This is a genomic window from Altererythrobacter xiamenensis (genome assembly GCF_900177715.1).
In the GTDB taxonomy this organism is placed as follows: Bacteria; Pseudomonadota; Alphaproteobacteria; order Sphingomonadales; family Sphingomonadaceae; genus Erythrobacter; species Erythrobacter xiamenensis.
Window position 1 is genome coordinate 889538 of the sequence record NZ_FXWG01000001.1, and the last position, 17967, is coordinate 907504.

The 17967-nt window shown below is 61.7% G+C and carries 14 protein-coding genes; 10 read left to right on the top strand and 4 right to left on the bottom strand.

Going from position 1 to position 17967, the window contains the following annotated elements; translation table 11 throughout:
- Positions 1–191: 191 nt before the first annotated feature.
- Positions 192–1208 (bottom strand): sodium:calcium antiporter, encoded by a 1017-nt coding sequence (locus CCE89_RS04415; protein WP_234989933.1) that lies wholly within the window; start codon positions 1206–1208, stop codon positions 192–194.
- Between the two features lie 119 nt (positions 1209–1327).
- Between CCE89_RS04415 and CCE89_RS04420 the strand changes: the two genes are divergently transcribed.
- The gene (locus tag CCE89_RS04420; protein ID WP_086436763.1) at positions 1328–2569 is read left to right on the top strand and encodes an APC family permease; all 1242 of its coding nucleotides are present in this window, start codon (positions 1328–1330) and stop codon (positions 2567–2569) included.
- 48 nt (positions 2570–2617) lie between these two features.
- On the opposite strand, the gene CCE89_RS04425 is transcribed toward CCE89_RS04420, so the two are convergent.
- Entirely contained in the window at positions 2618–2890 is a 273-nt protein-coding gene (locus tag CCE89_RS04425) for a metal-sensitive transcriptional regulator (RefSeq protein WP_086436764.1), read from the bottom strand.
- 80 nt (positions 2891–2970) lie between these two features.
- Between CCE89_RS04425 and CCE89_RS04430 the strand changes: the two genes are divergently transcribed.
- From CCE89_RS04430 to CCE89_RS04460, 7 genes are all read left to right on the top strand, one after another.
- Positions 2971–4677: a copper resistance system multicopper oxidase gene (locus CCE89_RS04430; protein ID WP_086436765.1), complete on the top strand. Its 1707-nt coding sequence runs from the start codon at positions 2971–2973 to the stop codon at positions 4675–4677.
- Entirely contained in the window at positions 4677–5792 is a 1116-nt protein-coding gene (locus CCE89_RS04435; protein ID WP_200810280.1) for a copper resistance protein B, read from the top strand. Before CCE89_RS04430 ends, CCE89_RS04435 begins: the two co-directional genes overlap by 1 nt.
- A gap of 115 nt (positions 5793–5907) precedes the next feature.
- The gene (locus tag CCE89_RS04440; RefSeq protein WP_086436767.1) at positions 5908–6195 is read left to right on the top strand and encodes a hypothetical protein; all 288 of its coding nucleotides are present in this window, start codon (positions 5908–5910) and stop codon (positions 6193–6195) included.
- Complete coding sequence (locus CCE89_RS04445) at positions 6192–7712, top strand: MFS transporter (RefSeq protein WP_086436768.1); 1521 nt, start codon at positions 6192–6194, stop codon at positions 7710–7712. The genes CCE89_RS04440 and CCE89_RS04445 overlap by 4 nt, the downstream gene beginning before the upstream one ends.
- 87 nt (positions 7713–7799) lie before the next feature.
- Positions 7800–9011, top strand: coding sequence for an acyl-CoA dehydrogenase family protein (locus CCE89_RS04450; protein WP_086436769.1), 1212 nt, complete (start codon positions 7800–7802; stop codon positions 9009–9011).
- An 18-nt stretch (positions 9012–9029) separates the two neighbouring features.
- Positions 9030–10100, top strand: a complete 1071-nt coding sequence (locus CCE89_RS04455) for an acyl-CoA dehydrogenase family protein (protein ID WP_086436770.1) — start codon at positions 9030–9032, stop codon at positions 10098–10100.
- Complete coding sequence (locus CCE89_RS04460) at positions 10097–11416, top strand: MFS transporter (protein WP_234989934.1); 1320 nt, start codon at positions 10097–10099, stop codon at positions 11414–11416. The genes CCE89_RS04455 and CCE89_RS04460 overlap by 4 nt, the downstream gene beginning before the upstream one ends.
- Here the strand turns inward: CCE89_RS04460 and CCE89_RS04465 are convergent.
- Positions 11405–12640, bottom strand: coding sequence for a TetR/AcrR family transcriptional regulator (locus CCE89_RS04465; protein ID WP_086436772.1), 1236 nt, complete (start codon positions 12638–12640; stop codon positions 11405–11407). The two genes, CCE89_RS04460 and CCE89_RS04465, sit on opposite strands and share 12 nt — an antisense overlap.
- Before the next feature lie 63 nt (positions 12641–12703).
- Positions 12704–14476, bottom strand: a complete 1773-nt coding sequence (locus tag CCE89_RS04470) for a class I adenylate-forming enzyme family protein (protein ID WP_086436773.1) — start codon at positions 14474–14476, stop codon at positions 12704–12706.
- 190 nt (positions 14477–14666) lie between these two features.
- Between CCE89_RS04470 and CCE89_RS04475 the strand changes: the two genes are divergently transcribed.
- Together CCE89_RS04475 and CCE89_RS04480 are read left to right on the top strand one after the other, a co-directional pair.
- Positions 14667–15902, top strand: coding sequence for a serine hydrolase domain-containing protein (locus tag CCE89_RS04475; protein ID WP_086436774.1), 1236 nt, complete (start codon positions 14667–14669; stop codon positions 15900–15902).
- 11 nt (positions 15903–15913) lie between these two features.
- A complete protein-coding gene (locus CCE89_RS04480; protein WP_086436775.1) occupies positions 15914–17950 on the top strand; it encodes a 3-hydroxyacyl-CoA dehydrogenase NAD-binding domain-containing protein in 2037 nt (678 codons plus the stop codon).
- Positions 17951–17967 lie beyond the last annotated feature (17 nt).

Genomic DNA, 17967 nt, shown 5'->3' on the forward strand with positions numbered 1-17967 from the left:
GGCCGGAACTTGATGGCGTGGCTGCGACCAAGAGTAACCTGTCAAATCAGCAGGTAAACGGCGTTCGGCAGCCAACCCGGTGATAGGGAGCATCGCCACGTTTCATCATTGAATATGAGATCGGTGCATCGAAGCGTTTTGCGGCTCCCCGCAGCATGGTCGGCTGGAAACAGCAATTCGCAGGCCATCCCCTATCCCAGCGATATCTGCAGGATCGCGCCTCCGGCCCACAAACCGATCAGGAGAACGCTTTCCCAACCGATGCCGGCGGGCCCCTGCCTCTCGCGCCGGAGCAGTCCGATCAGCAAAACCGCTGTCATGACGAGAACCAGCGCCATCCAGAACACCGTACGTTGCGAAATCGCGTGGTAAATCGAGCCATCCCGATAAGCGATGTCGCTCGATGCGATGAACAACGCATCGAACATGTTTCCGCCGATGATCCCGCCGACGGCCAATTGCAATGCCCCCCGCTTGACCGCGGCGATCGTCGTGACAAGCTCCGGCAGGGAGGTGACGATGGCGGTGCCCAGCGCTCCGACGACACCCTGCGATATGCCCAACCTCTCCGACAATTCCACACCGGTCGCCCCCACGATCCAGCCCGAGAGGCCCACAATCAGGGTCGAAACAGCGAACAGCGTTCCGATGCGCCAAAGTGTTCTCTGGTCCGAGGTGTCATGATCCTCTTCGCTAAGAGTCGCGTCGGTGTCGCGAGCGAACCACATCGGCTCCATGTGTATCTTGTGCGCATTATACAAACCGACGAGGTAGGCACCGACGAGCACCGGCGTAAGCGGATTGATGGCCCAGACCGTAAAGCTGGGCGCGGACCATGCCATGATCGGCAAAGCGATGAGGATCATCAGAACAGTGGCCTGGCCGAGGTTCACCGCACTGGCCGCCGCGTGTTCCAGGTTCACCTTGCGATAGGCGACGTCCGCAATTGCCAGGAACATTGTCTGTGCGGCAATTCCGCCCAGCGCATTCGAGATAGCAAGATCGGCGGCGCCGACGGCCGCAGTGCTGGTGGAGGTCACGATACCTGCAATGCTTGTGCCCGCCCCCAGCAGGATCGAGCCGATCAGCGCCTCGCCGAACCGTGTTCTGTCGGCGATAATATCGGCATAGGCGGACATCTTCGTGCCAAGAAATGCAATCAGCAGCGCGCAGCCAGCAAAGCTCGCCAAGAGATAGGTGGTCGGCAATTGAGCGAAATCTGGCAGACTGTTCCTCCCCGCGAAACCTAAGCAGCAAACGGCAGAGAGAGCGTGACAGTTCCAAACGAGCCTCGTGAACTTTCCCGCCATTCGCTACTTGAGTAAGTATGGACTCCGCAAAGCCTACGTCATCGACCGATCGAGCCGTATCCAATCTGAGCCGCGACATCGGACCATGGGTCCTGATGCTCTACGGCCTCGGAACCGTTGTCGGCGCGGGTATCTACGTCGTGATCGGGGAGATCATCGGCATAGCAGGTGCCCTCGCGCCGATCGCTTTCCTGCTGGCAGCGATCGCGGCAGCATTCACCGCTCTGTCCTACGCCGAATTGAGCACGCGCGTGCCGGAAAGCGGTGGCAGCGCCTCGTTCGTGTCGGCAGGCTTTGGCTCGCGAACGCTGACGGGGCTGGCGGGCTGGGGTATCGTCGCTACGGGAATAGTCTCGGCAGCGACCATCGTGACCGGTTTCGTCGGATACGCGAACGTGTTCGTCAGCATTTCGAAGTGGTGGGCAGTCCCCTTGCTGACGGCCATCCTGACGACATTTGCCGTGACCGGCATCAGGCAGTCCTCGTGGTTCATGGCTCTGACGACAATCGCCGGCGTCGGCGGATTGCTTTGGGTGATATTCCAGGGCTGGACCGATCTTGGGGAGTACCCCGCGCTATTCGAAAGCGCCTGGACGGAAGACGGGCTGAGCTTCACAGCGGCCGTGATACCCGCTGCGTTCCTCGCATTCTACGCCTATATCGGGTTCGAAGATATGGTGACCTTATCGGAAGAGGCCAAGGATCAGGAAAACGCCATGCCGCGTGCGATCTGGTTCACCTTGCTCGCGTCCCTGCTGCTCTACCTCGTCGTATCCGCGACGGTTGTCAGCGTCCTGTCTCCCGAAGCGTTGTCGCAAAGCACAGCGCCGCTGGTCGACCTGGTGCGCGCCAAGGGTTCGAGCGGTTACATTCTGGGCGCGGTGAGCCTCGCCATGATCGTAAACGGCGCCATGGCGCAGATCGTGATGGCGCCGCGTGTGATGCACGACCTCGGCAAGAGGCGCGATGCGGCGCCCGATTGGCTCGCGAAAGTCAATGAAAAGACCGGCACACCGATAATCGCCACGCTGCTATCCGGTGCCGCTGTCACCGCCCTTGCCCTGTTCTTTCCGACAGAGAGGCTGGCAAGCTGGACGAGCTTCATCATCCTCGCCGTGTTCGCCACGGCGAACCTGTCTCTGATGCGTATCAAGATGCGCGACGGCAGCGATCGGGCATCATATACGGTGCCCCTGTTCGTGCCGATTGCCGGGACCGTGGTGTCGGTCGGTTTGATCGTGGGAGAAATTCTGCTCTAGCCCGGCCGAGACCGGACGCAGCAACCCCTGACGCCGGGCCGGGAAGCGCTACTTGCGGGTGCCTTCGAGCAGATCCACGAGTTCGGAAAACTTTTGCTTCTGCTCGGCCTCGTCACCGCTGGCGATTGCTTCAGCGACACAGCAGGCGGCGTGATCCTTCAGCACCTGGCTCTCGACCTTGGCGAGCGCCGACCTGATCGCGGCGATCTGATGCAAAATGTCGATGCAATAACGATCGTCCTCGATCATCTGCGCAACGCCGCGAACCTGTCCGGCGATGCGGTTGAGCCGTTTGATCTTCGCAGCTGTGCTGTCGCTCATGACAATTGGTCCTGTTGAAATACCCTAGGGGGGTATATATAGGCTGCATCCGACTACGGCAACCTAGCGTATCTACCCATATGAAAATCTCGCTTAACAGACGCCAACTCATCACCAGCACCGTAGGCTTAGGTGCTGCGGCCGCACTTCCCCTGCCCGCCTGGGCCAAGGGGATGTCGCTGCCGCATGCCAAGAATGGCTTTGGCGAGGTTTCGGGCGAGGACATCCGCCTGTCCATTGGCAACCACCACTTCATGACCGGCGGCCGCTCGGGCCACGCCGTGGCAGTAAACGGAACGGTGCCCGGCCCGCTGGTCCGGCTGCGCGAAGGGCAGGACGTTCGCCTGCATGTGACGAACAATCTGGACGAAGACAGTTCGATCCACTGGCATGGCCTGCTGGTGCCGTTCCAGTTCGACGGCGTTCCGGGTGTAAGCTTTCCGGGCATCAGGCCGGGAGAGACATTCACCTACAAGTTTCCGATCCGGCAAACCGGAACCTACTGGTGGCACTCGCACTCCGGCCTGCAGGAGCAGGCGGGGCACTACGGTCCGATCATCGTCGAGAGCGCCGAACCCGATCCGCGCTACGACCGCGATTACGTCGTGCTGCTCAGCGAGTTCACGCCGATCCACCCGCATGAAATCATGCGCAAGCTGAAGGTCGGCGAGCACTATTTCAACCGCCAGATGATGACGGCAACTGAGGGCGAAATGTCCGGAGAAATGCGCCGGATGTGGGGCGAAATGCGGATGAACCCGCGCGATATCTCGGACGTCACAGGATCCACCTATACCTATCTCATCAACGGCCATGGGCCTGCCGACAATCTCCAACTGGAGTTTAAGCCGGGCGAGCGAGTGCGCCTGCGGGTCATCAACGGCAGCGCCATGACATTCTTCAATGTCCGCATTCCCGGCGTACCGATGACCGTGATCCAGGCCGACGGTCAGGACGTGGAAGATGTACCGGTCGACGAGTTCCAGATCGGCGTTGCCGAAACCTATGACGTCATCGTCCAGCCGAGCGATGGCAGTCATGCGATCGTTGCCGAGGCGATGGACCGCAGCGGGATGGGAGTCGCCAGCCTCACATCGCACAAGGGCCATCGCGCCACGCCCCCTCCCCTGCGCGAGCCGGTGACGCTGACCATGACAGACATGGGTATGGGGGGAATGATGGACCATTCCACTCACGGAGCATCCTCCGGCGGCATGGACCATTCCATGCGCGACAAAAGCTCAGTGCCGGCTGACGTCAAGGTCGGCCCTGGCGTCGACATGATCGCGCCGATGCCGATGGACCGGATGGATTTCCCCGGCCTCGGCCTCGACAAGGTGAACCACCGCGTGCTGCGTTACACCGATCTCAAGGCCAAGCGGATGAACCCGCACCGCGAAGTCGATCGCGAGATGGAAATCCACCTCACCGGCAATATGGAACGGTATATGTGGAGCTTCGACGGCAAGAAGTTCACTGCCGTCACCGATGATCCGATCCGCTTCGGCTATGACGAACGCGTGCGGGTCAAGCTGGTCAACGACACAATGATGGCGCATCCGATCCATTTGCACGGACATTTCTTCGAACTGGTGAACGGCGCAGACCACATGCACCAGCCATTGAAGCACACGGTGATCGTGCAGCCGGGCGGCACGGCGACGTTCGATCTCACCGCAAACGAGCCGGGCGACTGGGCCTTCCACTGCCACCTGCTCTATCACATGCATGCGGGCATGATGCAGGTCGTCACGGTCAGGCCGTTTCCGGTCGAGGGAGAGGCGTGATGCGGGCTCTTTTGCTGGCCAGCGCGGCCCTGTTCGCAATGCCGCTCGCTGCCCAAGACCATGCTCACCACGGGTCTCATGCAGAGGCCGAGGCGAACACCACGGGTGAGGCGATGGATCACTGCGCCATGGGGCACCTCCCCCCGGAGCAGTGCCCCCCGGCAGAACAACCGGCCGAGCCGGAGACGATGGACCATTCCCAAATGGACCACTCCCAGATGGACCATTCTGCCATGGGCCATGCACAACCGCAGGCCGATGCCGATCCCCACGCCGGGATGGACCATTCGCAGATGGATCACTCCGGCATGGATCACTCCGGCCATTCGATGGATGCGATGGACAAATCCGCGCCCGGAGCAGCGCCGGAAAGCGCAGTCCCTCCCCGCGCTCTCGAAGGCCCGCGCCATGCCGCCGATGCCATCTGGGGCGAAGCGGTGATGGCACCGGCCCGCGAACAGCTCGCCGATGAAAACGGTGGCATGAAAACCGGCATGGTTATGGTCGAACGTCTGGAGGCCCGCATCCCGGTCGACGGCGGCGAAGACGGATATTTGTGGGATGCCCAATCCTGGTACGGCGGCGATCTCAACCGTTTCGTTCTCAAGACCGAAGGCGAAGGCGAGATCGACGGCGCACTCGAAGATGCCGAAGTGCAGGCTCTTTTCAGCCGGGCGATCGGCCCGTTCTTCGACCTGCAGGCCGGCGCACGGATCGATGTCGAGCCCGAGACCCGCAGTCACCTCGTCCTCGGTGTGCAGGGCCTCGCGCCCTACATGTTCCATGTCGACGGCGCGCTGTTCCTGTCCGATCGCGGGGACCTCACCGCGCGGGTCGAAGCGGAGTACGATCAGAAGATCACCCATAGGCTGATCCTGCAGCCGCGTTTCGAACTCGAAGCTGCTGCGCAAGACATCCCCGAGCGCGATGTCGGCGCAGGCCTGACCAAGATCGAGCCGGGGCTGCGACTGCGCTACGAAATCGCCCGCGAGTTCGCGCCCTATGTGGGCATCGAATACGAAGCGAAGCTGGGCGAGACGGCGGATATCGCCCGGGCCAAAGGCGAAGACCCCGACGGCTTCAAGTTCCTCGTCGGATTGCGCGCCTGGTTCTGACCGCGCCGCCGGTCTATCACCGAACTTTCTGAAATTGCTGCACCGGTATGCAGAACCCCGGCGATCCATCTTTCGCGGCGCAACGCGCCGTCTTGCCCCGTTTTGAAATGCAGGTATGCTCGATTCCAACGAACGCGGGAGGCGCTTGCCGACTCGCGTCATGGGAGAGAGCGGCATGGCATGGGATCTCGAGACTGATTTCGAGTTTCAGAAGAAACGCGGCAGAATAAGAGAGTTCGTCCGCCTAATGATCGAGCCCGTGGGGATGCGGGGTGAGTTCGGCTGCCAGCGGGAAGGTCCGGACAATGCGGGGATTATTGCGCACCGCGAAAGCCTTGAGCAGAAAGGGCGGTATCTCGAACCGCTGCTTGCCGCCAACGAACTCGCTGAGGCAGCCGAATGAGTTCCGCCGCAGGAGTAGCCTTCGAGGCACTCGACAATTCAGCCCAGAAGCTCGGCCTCGGTACACAGCTGAGTTATGGCGCCGGTGCAATGGCCAATGGGGTCAAGAGCGCGGCCTTTTCCAGCTATCTGATGCTCTACTTCAACCAGGTGGTCGGCGTGCCTGCGGCAATCGTCGGCACCGCGCTGGCGATGACCTTGCTGGTCGATGCTATCGTCGATCCGTTTCTCGGCCGCTGGGCCGATGTCACCCGCTCGCGCTGGGGCAGGCGGCACCCCTTCATGTACGCAGCGGCAATCCCGACTACGATCTTCTTCTTCCTAACCTGGTTTCCGCCCGACGGGCTGACCCATATCCAGCTGGGCCTGTGGATTTTCGCTTTCGCGGCAGCGACCCGTGCTTCGATCAGCGCCTTCGAGATCAACGCTTCGGCAATGGCGCCGGAGTTGTCCGGTAACTACGCCCAGCGCACCCGCCTGTTCAGCCTGCGCTACTGGTTCGGCTATGCCGGAGCATACGGCTTTGCGTCCTTCTCGCTTGCCTTCATCTTTATCGAGACTTCGGAATATCCGCGGGGGCAGCTCAATCCGGCCAGCTACAGCAATTTCGCCTTGCTGGGTGCCGCCCTGATCTTCATCGCCATCCTCGTTTGCGCGGCGGGCACGCATAATCGCATCCCCTTCATGCGCCAGGCAGATGGTCACCCCGACGACCAGAAGATGGCTTTTCGCGAACACCTTTCAGAGATGCTGAGCGCCTTCCGCAATCGTGGCTTTCTCGCGATCTTCGGCTTCGGCGTTTTCAAATATACCGCGATCGGCCTCTACAGCGCGACGACACTCTATTTCGGCACCTACCTGTTTAAGCTCAATACGGCGCAGCTCGCGCTGCTTACGCTGGACAGCTTCGTTGCCGCGACGCTCGCAGCCCCGCTTGCGCCGATCTTTTCCAACTGGCTGGGCAAGCGCAAGAGCTCGATGATCTTTGCCGTACTCGGCGTCTCCATCGGGCTTACCCCGCTGCTGCTCAGCTATCTCGACATGTTCTTCGTGCCCGGCGACAGCCTGCTCGTCCCGGTGCTCTTCGTCATTGGCGCAGTCTATGGGGCGATGGTCGCGATATCCCTGATCAACACCTCCTCGATGCTGGCGGACGTGGTCGAGGACAGCGCGGTGGCGACCGGCAAGCACACTGCCGGGACGTTCTTTTCAGCATCAAGCTTCATGCAGCAATGCTCCAACGCATTGGGCCTGTTCGTCGCAGGCCAGGTTCTTGCCATATCGCAATTCCCGGAGAAGGCGGATCCCGCGACCATCCCGGAAAGTGTAGTGGACAGCCTGCTCATCCATTACATACCTACCTCGATCGGCCTCTGGACGATCGGAGCGCTGATACTGACGTTCTACCCGATCACGCGTGAGCGGCATGAGCGCAATATCGAGATACTGCGAGCGCGTGAGGCCGAAGCGCGTGAACAGCAGCAGCGCGACACGCCGCTGGGCGGGCCTGCGCGGTGATACACCCCCCCGATGGCGCGTTGCCGTAACGGCTTTGGCAGAATCCGGCCGAGAGATTAAAAGACCCCCGAAAGGAGAGTTACAGCGATGGCGACTCAAGTGGATACCCCCGCCCAGAGCGAGGCAGACACCTTCCGCGAGGAGGTTCAGGCCTTCCTGCGCGACAATTTCCCGGAAGAACTCAAGAACAAGGGCAATGCGCTTGCCGGCGTCGACGGGCCAACCGAAGAGACACCCGCCCAGAAGGCTTGGCGCGAGGCCGTCGGCAGCCGCGGCTGGGGCACGCCGACCTGGCCCAAGGAATATGGCGGCGGCGGGCTGTCCAAGGCCGAGGCCAAGATCATCGATCAGGAATTCGCCAAGGCGGGTGCCTATAACCCGATCGGCGGCATGGGCGTGATGATGTTCGGTCCGACGCTGCTCGAATACGGCAGCGAGGCGCAGAAGCAGGAGCATATCCCGCCGATCTGCCGCGGAGAGATCCGCTGGTGCCAGGGCTATTCCGAACCCAATGCCGGTTCGGACCTTGCGAACCTGCAGACCTTTGCCGAGGACAAGGGCGACCACTATCTCGTCAACGGCCAGAAGACCTGGACCAGCGGCGGTCAGTGGGCGGACAAGTGCTTCGCCATCGTGCGCACCGACAAGAGCGACAAGCACAAGGGCATCAGTTTCATGCTGATCGACATGGATGCAGAAGGCGTCGAAGTTCGTCCGATCACCATGATTTCGGGCACCAGCCCGTTCTGCGAGACTTTCTTCACCGATGTGAAGGTGCCCAAGGAAAACCTCGTCGGCGAGGAAGGCCAGGGCTGGACCATCGGCAAGCGCCTGCTTCAGCACGAACGGACCAATATCTCGGGCGGCGGCAGCCTGGCCCGGATGATGGGGCAGAGCCTCGGCGCGATCGCCAAGAAATATGGCGAGACCGATGCCGATGGCGAGCTCGCGGACAAGGTGCTTCGTGACAAGATCGCGGACTTCGAAATCCGCTGGTCGAGCTTCCTCCTCACTGCGCGCCGCGCGGCCGAGGAATCGAAGGCACAGGGCGGCGTGTCCGAAATCAGCTCGGTACTGAAGAAACTCGGCACAAAGCTGAGCCAGGAACGCTCCGAACTGCTGATCGAGATCCGCGGCCTGCAAGGGCTCGGCTGGGAAGGCGACAGCTTCACCGACAGCGAGCTGGAAGCCGTGCGCGGCTGGCTCTTCGGCAAGGCGACGACGATCTACGGCGGCTCGACCGAAATCCAGAACAACATCATTTCCAAGCGTGTCCTCGGCATGCTGGATCACCAGTAAGAGAGGGGAGCTCGAACAATGGCAGTTCTCAACGAAGAACAGGAAATGCTGCGCGACATGGCGCGCGACTGGGCGACCAACGAAAGCCCGGTGACCGAGTTTCGCAAGGTCCGCGCAAGCGGCGAGCCTGAAGCCTTCAATCGCGATGCCTATGCGACCATGGCCGAAATGGGCTGGGCGGGGGTCATCATTCCCGAAGAGCATGGCGGTTCGGACTTCGGCTGGCTTTCGGCCGGTCTCGTCATCGAGGAACTCGGAAAGACGCTCACCGCCAGTCCGCTGGCGATGAACACGGTGGCGGCCTCCGCGATCATCCTCGGCGGCAGCGACGAGCAGAAGGCGAAGTATCTGCCCAAGCTCGCCAGCGGCGAAATGATCGCCACCCTCGCCATCGATGAAGGCGCAAAGCACGATCCGTCGGCGATCGAGGCTTCGGTCTCGGGCGGCAAGATCACCGGCACCAAGGCCTTCGTGCCCGAAGCGCACGGCGCCGATCTCTTCGTGGTTGCAGCGAAAGACGGGCTTTATCTGGTCGAGAAGGGCGATGGCGTCTCGCTTGCCACGCGCAAGCTGACCGACCAGCGCAGCCATGCGGACGTGACGTTCGACGGTGCGGCCGCAGACAAGCTCGAAGCCGGCGGCGACACCCTGCTCGCCGACGTGCTCGACCGCGCGCGCATCCTGACCTCGGCCGAAATGCTCGGCATGGCGCAGCAGGTGTTCGACGACACGCTCGACTATCTGAAGCAGCGCGTGCAGTTCAACCAGGTGCTCGCCACCTTCCAGGCGCTGCAGCACCGCATGGCCGATCTCTTCGCCGACCTTGCGCAGATGCGCTCGGCGGTCGAAGGCGGCCTGCAGGCGCTCGACAGCGGCTTCGGCATCGACCGTGCTGCCGCGATCGCCAAGTCCGAGGCCAACCGCGTGCTGCACAAGATGGCGAACGAAGGCATCCAGTTGCACGGCGGGATCGGCATGACCGACGAGTACGACGTCGGCTTCTACCTGAAGCGCGCCCGCGTGCTCGAAGCCAGCTTCGGCTCGTCCGGATATCTCAAGGACCGCTTCGCCACGCTCGGTGGCTATTGAGCGACGCCCTCGCCCCTTCGGGTGAGGATATGGAGACGCTCCCGGATGGCAACGTCTGGGAGCGTCACCGGGCCTTCATGGAGGCCAATCTCAGGCGTAACTATTCCGTCAATCTGACGCATGGCGTCTTTGGGATGACGGGCTTTCGCCTGATCTACGCCCCCACGATCATCCCTGCCTACCTCTACCTTCTGACCGGAAGCGCTGCGGCCGTCGGCCTCGGCACCGCACTGCTGCAGCTGGGCGGCACGATCTCGCCGATCCTTTCGGGCGCTCAGGTCGAAAGCCGCAAGCGTATCCTGCCATACGCCATCACGGTCGGCTCGATGATGCGCGTGATGATCCTCATCCTCGCCATCGCGGCATGGACGCTCGAAGGCACTGCCCTGCTGGCGGTTACCCTGGGGTCGTTCCTCCTGCTCGGCTTCTTCTCCGGAGCGCAGCGCGTCGCCTTCCAGATGCTGATGGCGAAGGTCATTCCGATCGCACGACGCGGGCGATTGCAGGGTATCCGCAACATGGTCGGCGGGCTCATTGCCGCCGGACTTGCCTGGGTAGCCGGGCATTATTTCATCGAGCAGCAATGGCTCGGCAATGGCTATGCGACGACATTCCTGCTCGCCTTCGCCCTGACATCTGTCGGGCTGGTGGTGCTGCAATTCGGATTGCGTGAGCCCGACGCGCCATCGCTGCGCCCCGCCCTCCCCTTGCGGGATAGGTTTCGCCAGTTCGGCGAACTGCTGACGCATCGCGATTTCCGCGCCTTTCTCTGGGCGCACGGTTTTGCCGCGATCGCCCGCGTCGGCCTCCCTTTCTGGACGCTCTATGTCGGCGAGCGACAGGGTCTGGACGGGGCGCTGATCGGCAGTCTCAGCCTCGCCTTTCTCGCAGCCGACACGCTTTCCAACCTCGCATGGGGCTCGCTCGGTGATCGCTTCGGCTTTCGCAGCGTCTATCTCGGCGCGCTGGTCTGCAGCCTTGCGGGAATGGGGCTGCTCGTCTTCGGAGAAGGCTGGTTACTCTATGCCGCGTTTGCCGCGCTCGGCTTCGGCTTTTCGGGCTGGATGATGGCCGCGGTCACGCTCGTGCTCGAGTTTGGCGAGCATGAGGATATTCCCATGCGCCTGGCGCTCACAACCACGGTCGAAGGCGGCGTATCCTCTGTCGGCCCTGTGGTCGCGGGGCTTGCCATTGCCGCGCTCGGCTATGCGCCGCTGCTGGTTGCCGCTTTCGGCGCGCTTTTCGCGTCTCTGGTCCTGATGATATGGCGCGTTCGTGAGCCGCGCCAGATCGGGTCGAGCGGCTCAGCCCCCTGACGGATCGCTGAGCATGCCGCGCGACAGGACTGACAGATAGGTCCGGATCGCTTCTTCCCGATCGTCGAACCGTTCGGTCCAGCGACGCGCTTCGTAGGCGCTGTTGATGGTCGACATGATGACCTGGCTGGCGATGAGCGGATCGACCGCACGCAAGGAGCCATCGGCGATGCCGTCTATGAGGATTCCCGCGAAACGCCGCGCCAGACGGTTCGAACGCGTGACGACATCGGCTTTCTGTGTGGATTCGAGCGCCTGAAGCGCAGTGGTCCGCAAAAGCGGCATCGGATCGTTGAATTGGAGATCGACAAGCTCATGCAGGGCACTCGACAGGCGCGTCCAATAGTCGGCATCCACGTCGAGCGCTGCAAGTTGCACGGCGGATAACCGGTCATAACTCCTCTGGAAGCAGGCGAGGACCAGTTCATCCTTGGCCTCATGGTGGTGATAGAAGCTGCCCTTGGTGACATTTAGCGCCTTGGCGATCCGGTTGACCGACGCACCGCGATAGCCGCGCTGGTTGATCATGACCGTCGCAGCACGCAGAAACGCGTCGTTCTGGCTGGTCGCATCGGGCTCGCTGGTGCGCCAGTCACCCTCCAGGCGCTCCGGCGTCCAGTGTCCGCAATCGGCCGACAGTCCATGAGCGAGAATATCGAAAAGACGATCTTCGACCCGCGAGAAGTCGAGTACCGAGTAACGGCGCGACCAGATCGGCCACCACATGATTGCCTCGAGTAGGATATGCGCGCGAGCGAGGTTGAGTGCGCGTACGTCCCGGTCCTCGCTTCCACCGAAGAAGGCCTGCACCGTCTCGATAATCTGCCGATAATGCAGGAGCAGCGGCTGCTGCGCCTCCTGGTCTAGCGAACGGATTTCCGAAAGCGCAGTGAGCAGGCCGCTTTCGCCGCTGCGAATGCGGGTACGCAGCGCGATATGAAGCTTCAGGAAATGACGCAGGCGGGCAGCAGTATCCGGTTGGGCAAGCGCTTCGCGCGCAATGCTTTCCATCCGGGTCAGCGTGTCTTCGTAAACCGCAACGACCAGCTGTTCCTTGCGCTTGAAATAATATGTGATGCTGGTGGCATTGAGACCAATCGCGCTAGCGACTTCAGAGAGCGTGGTGGCCTGAACCCCCACCTCGTTGATCAAGGTCGATGCAGCGTTGATGATCGCCTGGCGCTTCTCGCCAAACCGCTTCGTCTCGACACTCTTGCTCGCCATAGGCCCCCAACCTCTCTCGAACTTTATACCGGCCTCCCGGCTGTTACCAATCGGCGCCCCCGCCTATTTCTCGTCAAAAAGGATAGCGAGGTCCTTCTTGAGTATCTTGCCGTTGGCGTTGCGCGGCAGCGTTTCCTTCGAAAACACCACGCGTTCCGGCACCTTGAACTTGGCAAGGCGTCCAGCCACCCAGGACTTGAGTTCATCCTCGCTTGCCTGATGTCCGGGCGCGCAATGCACCACAGCCGCCGGCACTTCGCCCAATTGCTTGTGCGGCAACCCGATCAGCGCCGCGTCCGTCACTGCGGGGTGATCGTAGAGAACATTCTCCACCTCGGATGAATAGATATTCTCGCCGCCGCGGATCACCATGTCCTTCGCGCGGTCGACGATATAGCAGAAGCCTTCCTCGTCGAGCCGCGCCAGGTCGCCCGTTTTCACCCAGCCCTCGGTAAATGTCGCGGCGGTCGCGTCGGGATTGTTCCAGTACCCCTTCACCACCATCGGCCCGCGCGCCCACAGCTCGCCGACTTCGCCCACGGGCATTTCACGTTCGCCATCCTCGCTCATGATCTTGAGGTCGGCGACCGCCACCGGCGGCCCGCAGCTTTCGGGACGATTGAGGTAATCTTCGGAGGAGTGGCCGGTGACCGTCGCCATCGTCTCGGTCATGCCCCAGCCATTGCCGGGGAGCGCGCCGAAGACATCGCGGATCTTGCGAACAAGGTCCGGTGCGGCAGGAGCGCCGCCATAAGCCACAGCCTCGAGGCTGGAAAGGTCGTAGTTCACCCGCTCGGGATGTTCGAGCAATTGCCATGCGATGGTGGGGACGCCGCCTGTCGCATTGACCTTCTCGCGCTCGATGATCTGGAAGGCCTTCACCGGGTCCCATTTGTGCATGAAAACCATCGTATTGCCCGCCGCGATATGTCCCATCAGCCCTGCCGAACAGGCTGTGACGTGGAATAGCGGAATCACGTTGAGCACTGTCTTTGGTTGTGGCTCCGGCAGAGCTTCCCCGCGCCGCAGCACGGCGCAGGCCGCGTTGTAGGCGCTCGAGAGGATGTTGGTGCACAGATTGCGATGTGTGCCGAGAGCGCCTTTGGGATTGCCGGTGGTACCGCTGGTGTAGAAGATCGTCGCATCGTCATCCGGCGCGATGTCGATTTCGGGCAACTCGCGCTGGGGGAGATCGGCATATTGCGGCGGTGTGCCGATGACATCCTCCAGCCTTTCGGCACCTTCCTGCGATTCATCAGCCCGCGAAACCAGAACTGTTTCGAGCTCCAGACAATCCTCTCGATGCGGTGCTATTCGCTCCCAACGCTCATCGTCGCACACGAGCAGCCGAGTGCCGGAATTGGCGAGGCCATAAGCGAGTTCCGGCCCCGTCCACCAGGCATTGAGCGGCACACAGATCGCACCGATGGTCACCGAAGCGAAGAAAACGACCGGCCATTCGGGCAGGTTGCGCATCGCGAGAGCAATCCGGTCGCCTTTCTTGATGCCGCGAGCCTGGAACTCGTGCGCGAGCGCCGCCACGGCCTTGAACCAGGCGCCGAAGGTAACCCGTTCATCCTCATAGATGGTGAACTCGCGCGTCCCGTGCATCCGACCGAGCATGGCGATGGCTCGCAGATTGGGCGGAGCATTCTTCCACACACGGGTCGGCACGCCGCGGATGTCGATCGTCTCCATTTCGAAACGTTCGCCCGGTGCCGTCAGCCGATCCTTGCAAGCTTCACGACTGATCGCGGGCCACCCTGCGGGTCTCTCCCAGCCAATCACCGACGCCAGATCCTGTCCGGCGCTCAATACATTTGCCGCCTCGCCCATGCGCGCTATCCCTCGTCCCAATCACTTCTATTGATTCTCTGTTCGAAGACTATGCAGTCGCCTGCGAACTGGCAAGCGGCAAGCGAGTCATTCGAAATGGAGGTATGAGGGTTTGCATTGGCTGAAAATCAGCTATCAACTACTCTCAGAAAACAAGGTATGGCCTCGAAAGGCCGTGGGAGGAGAGCTCATGTTCGATTTGGGAAGCCCGAGGGATTCCGGCTTTGACGAGGACCGGCTGGCGCGAATTCCAGCCTTTCTCCAGGAAAGCTACATCGCAAGCGGCAGGCTACCCAATACCCAGTTGATTGTCGCACGTGGCGGCGTACCGGTTCACTATTCGCGGCTCGGATCGATGGGAGAGGACGGCCGCGAACTGCGTGACGACGCCATTTTCCGCATCGCCAGCATGACCAAACCGGTGACCTCGGTCGCCTTCATGCAACTGGTCGAACAGTGCAAGGTTGCACTGGAAGAGCCGATTTCCAAGGTGATCCCCGAGTTCGCCGACCTCAAGGTTTATGCAGGCGGTGGCGGCGCGATACCATTTGCGCCGGGCAAGCCGGCTCACCCGATCCGCTTCGTCGACCTGCTGACCCATATGTCGGGCCTCACCTATGGCCTTCAGAACCGCAACAATATCGATTCCGCCTATCGCGACAGCAATTTCGACTTCGCGCGCGATCACCTCGATTCGCAACAGTTCATCGAGAAGCTTTCGAAACTGCCGCTCGAGTTTGCACCTGGCACGGGGTGGAACTACTCGGTCTCGACCGACGTGCTCGGCATCGCGGTCGAGCGCATCTCGGGCATGCGACTGGGCGAATATTTCCGGAAGAACATTTTCGCGCCGCTTGGCATGACCGATACCGCCTTCGGCGTTGCAGATGGCGAAGCCGAGCGCCTCGTCGATGCCTATGCCTACCGCCCGGGCCAGTCTCCGCGCATGATCGACAAGGGTGCGACCAGCAAGCTCAACAAGCCCGGGACATTCGACAGCGGGGGCGGCGGCCTCACCGGCACGATCGCCGATTATCACCGCTTCACCGCGATGCTGCTGAATGGCGGCGAACTGGACGGCGTGCGCATTCTCAGCCCCAAGACGGTCCGGTTGATGCGCACCAACCACCTTCCCAACAACGCCGACCTCACTGAAATGTCGAGCAGCCTGTTTTCGGAAGCCAATAACGCCGGGACCGGCTTCGGCCTCGGCTTTGCCATGGTGATCGATCCGGCGAAGACGCTGATGCCTTCGAGCCTCGGTGAATATTACTGGGGCGGCGCCTATTCGACCGCCTTCTTCGTCGATCCGGTCGAGCAGATCACCATGGTCTTCATGACGCAGGTCTATCCCTCTTCGACCTATCCGATCCGCAGACAGCTCAAGACGCTGATCTATTCCGCACTCACCGACAGTTACGCTTGAAGGAGCACGCCATGACATCCCCCATCCGCACCGAACGCCATGACAATGTTCTGGTCATCATCTCGGACAATCCTCCGGTCAACGCCTTGGGCCAGGCAGTCCGCGCCGGTCTCGCGGCTGGTATCGAAGAGGCACTGTCCGATGACGGTGTCGAGGCGGTCGTAATCCGCTGCGACGGACGCACCTTCTTTGCCGGCGCCGACATCACCGAGTTCGGCAAGCCGCCGCAGGGCCCGAGCCTGCCCGAAGCGCTCGACAAGATGGAAGCGAGCGACAAGCCGGTGGTCGCCGCGATCCACGGAACCGCGCTGGGCGGTGGCTGCGAGGTCGCGCTCGCATGCCACTACCGCGTCGCCGTGCCCTCGGCCAAGCTGGGCCTGCCCGAAGTGAAGCTGGGCCTCATTCCGGGTGCCGCCGGAACCCAGCGCCTGCCGAGGCTGGTAGGCGCCGAAGCCGCCCTGCCCCTGGTCGCGATCGGCAATCCGATCCCGGCAAAGAAGGCAAAGGAGATCGGACTGCTCGACGAAATCGTCGGCGAGGACAGCCTCGAAGCGGACGCGATCGCTTTCGCCAGGTCCAAGATCGGACAGCCGGTCCCGCGCAGCAGCGAAGGCAATGCCAATCAGGACGGCGTCGCCAATCCCGATATCTTCGACCAGTTCCGTGCAAAGAACGGCCGGAAGATGCGCGGATTCGATGCACCCAACGCCGCGATCGAAGCGGTCAAGGCGGCAGGAGAACTGCCCTATGCCGAAGGCGTGAAGAAGGAGCGCGAGCTCTTCACCAAGCTGATGAGCGGCACGCAAAGCGCTGCCATGCGGCACTATTTCTTCGCCGAACGTGCCGCCAACAAGATCGACGACGTTCCCGCCGATACTCCGCTGATTCCGATCAAGAAGGTCGGTGTCATCGGGGCCGGCACCATGGGCGGCGGCATCACCATGAACTTCCTGTCGGCCGGAATCCCGGTCACTATCCTGGAAATGAAGCAGGAAGCGCTCGACCGCGGGATCGGGGTCATGCGAAAGAATTACGAGAACACGGCCAAGAAGGGCCGGATGACGATGGAGCAGGTCGATCAGGCGATGGGATTGCTCACGCCGACGCTCTCCTATGACGATCTCGCCAATTGCGACCTCGTTATCGAGGCCGTCTACGAGAGCATGGACGTGAAGAAGGACGTCTTCGGCAAGCTCGACGACGTGGTGAAGGAAGGGGCAATCCTCGCCTCCAACACAAGCTATCTCAACATCGACGAAATCGCGCAGGCGACCAAGCGTCCGGGCTATGTCCTCGGCATGCACTTCTTCTCGCCCGCCAATGTGATGAAACTGCTCGAGGTAGTGCGCGGCGAGAAAAGCCGCGACGACGTGCTCGCAACGGTGATGAAGCTGTCGAAGAAAATCGGGAAGGTGGCGGCGGTCTCAGGCGTATGCCCCGGCTTCATCGGCAACCGCATGCTGTCGAAGCGCCAGGAACAGGCCAACAAGCTCATCATGGAAGGTGCGAATTACTGGGACGTCGATGACGTGCTGCTCGAGTTCGGCTTCCCGATGGGGCCGTTCCAGATGGGCGATCTCGCCGGGATCGACATCGGCTGGCACCGCGATCCGAGCAAGGTCACGACCATTCGCGAGGCGCTATGCGCAGTTGGTCGCTTCGGTCAGAAGGCCGGCAAGGGCTTTTACGATTATGACGAGGCGCGGCAGCGCACACCTTCGGACGAAGTAAAGCAGATCATTGCCGATTTTGCCGCGAAGGAGGGCAATGAACAGCGCGACATCTCGAAGGAAGAGATCCGCGAGCGCTTGCTCTATCCGATGGTCAACGAGGGCGCGAAGATCCTCGATGAAGGCATGGCGCAGCGCGCCAGCGACATCGATGTGGTCTGGATCAACGGCTACGGCTGGCCGCTCTATACCGGCGGCCCGATGTTCTGGGCGGACACGATCGGGCTCGATACCGTGGTGTCGGGCCTTGAGAAACACGGCCTCGCAGTGAGCGACTATCTTCGAAAGAAGGCAGAAGCTGGCGAACGCTTCAACTGAAGCGAAACAGCGCCAAG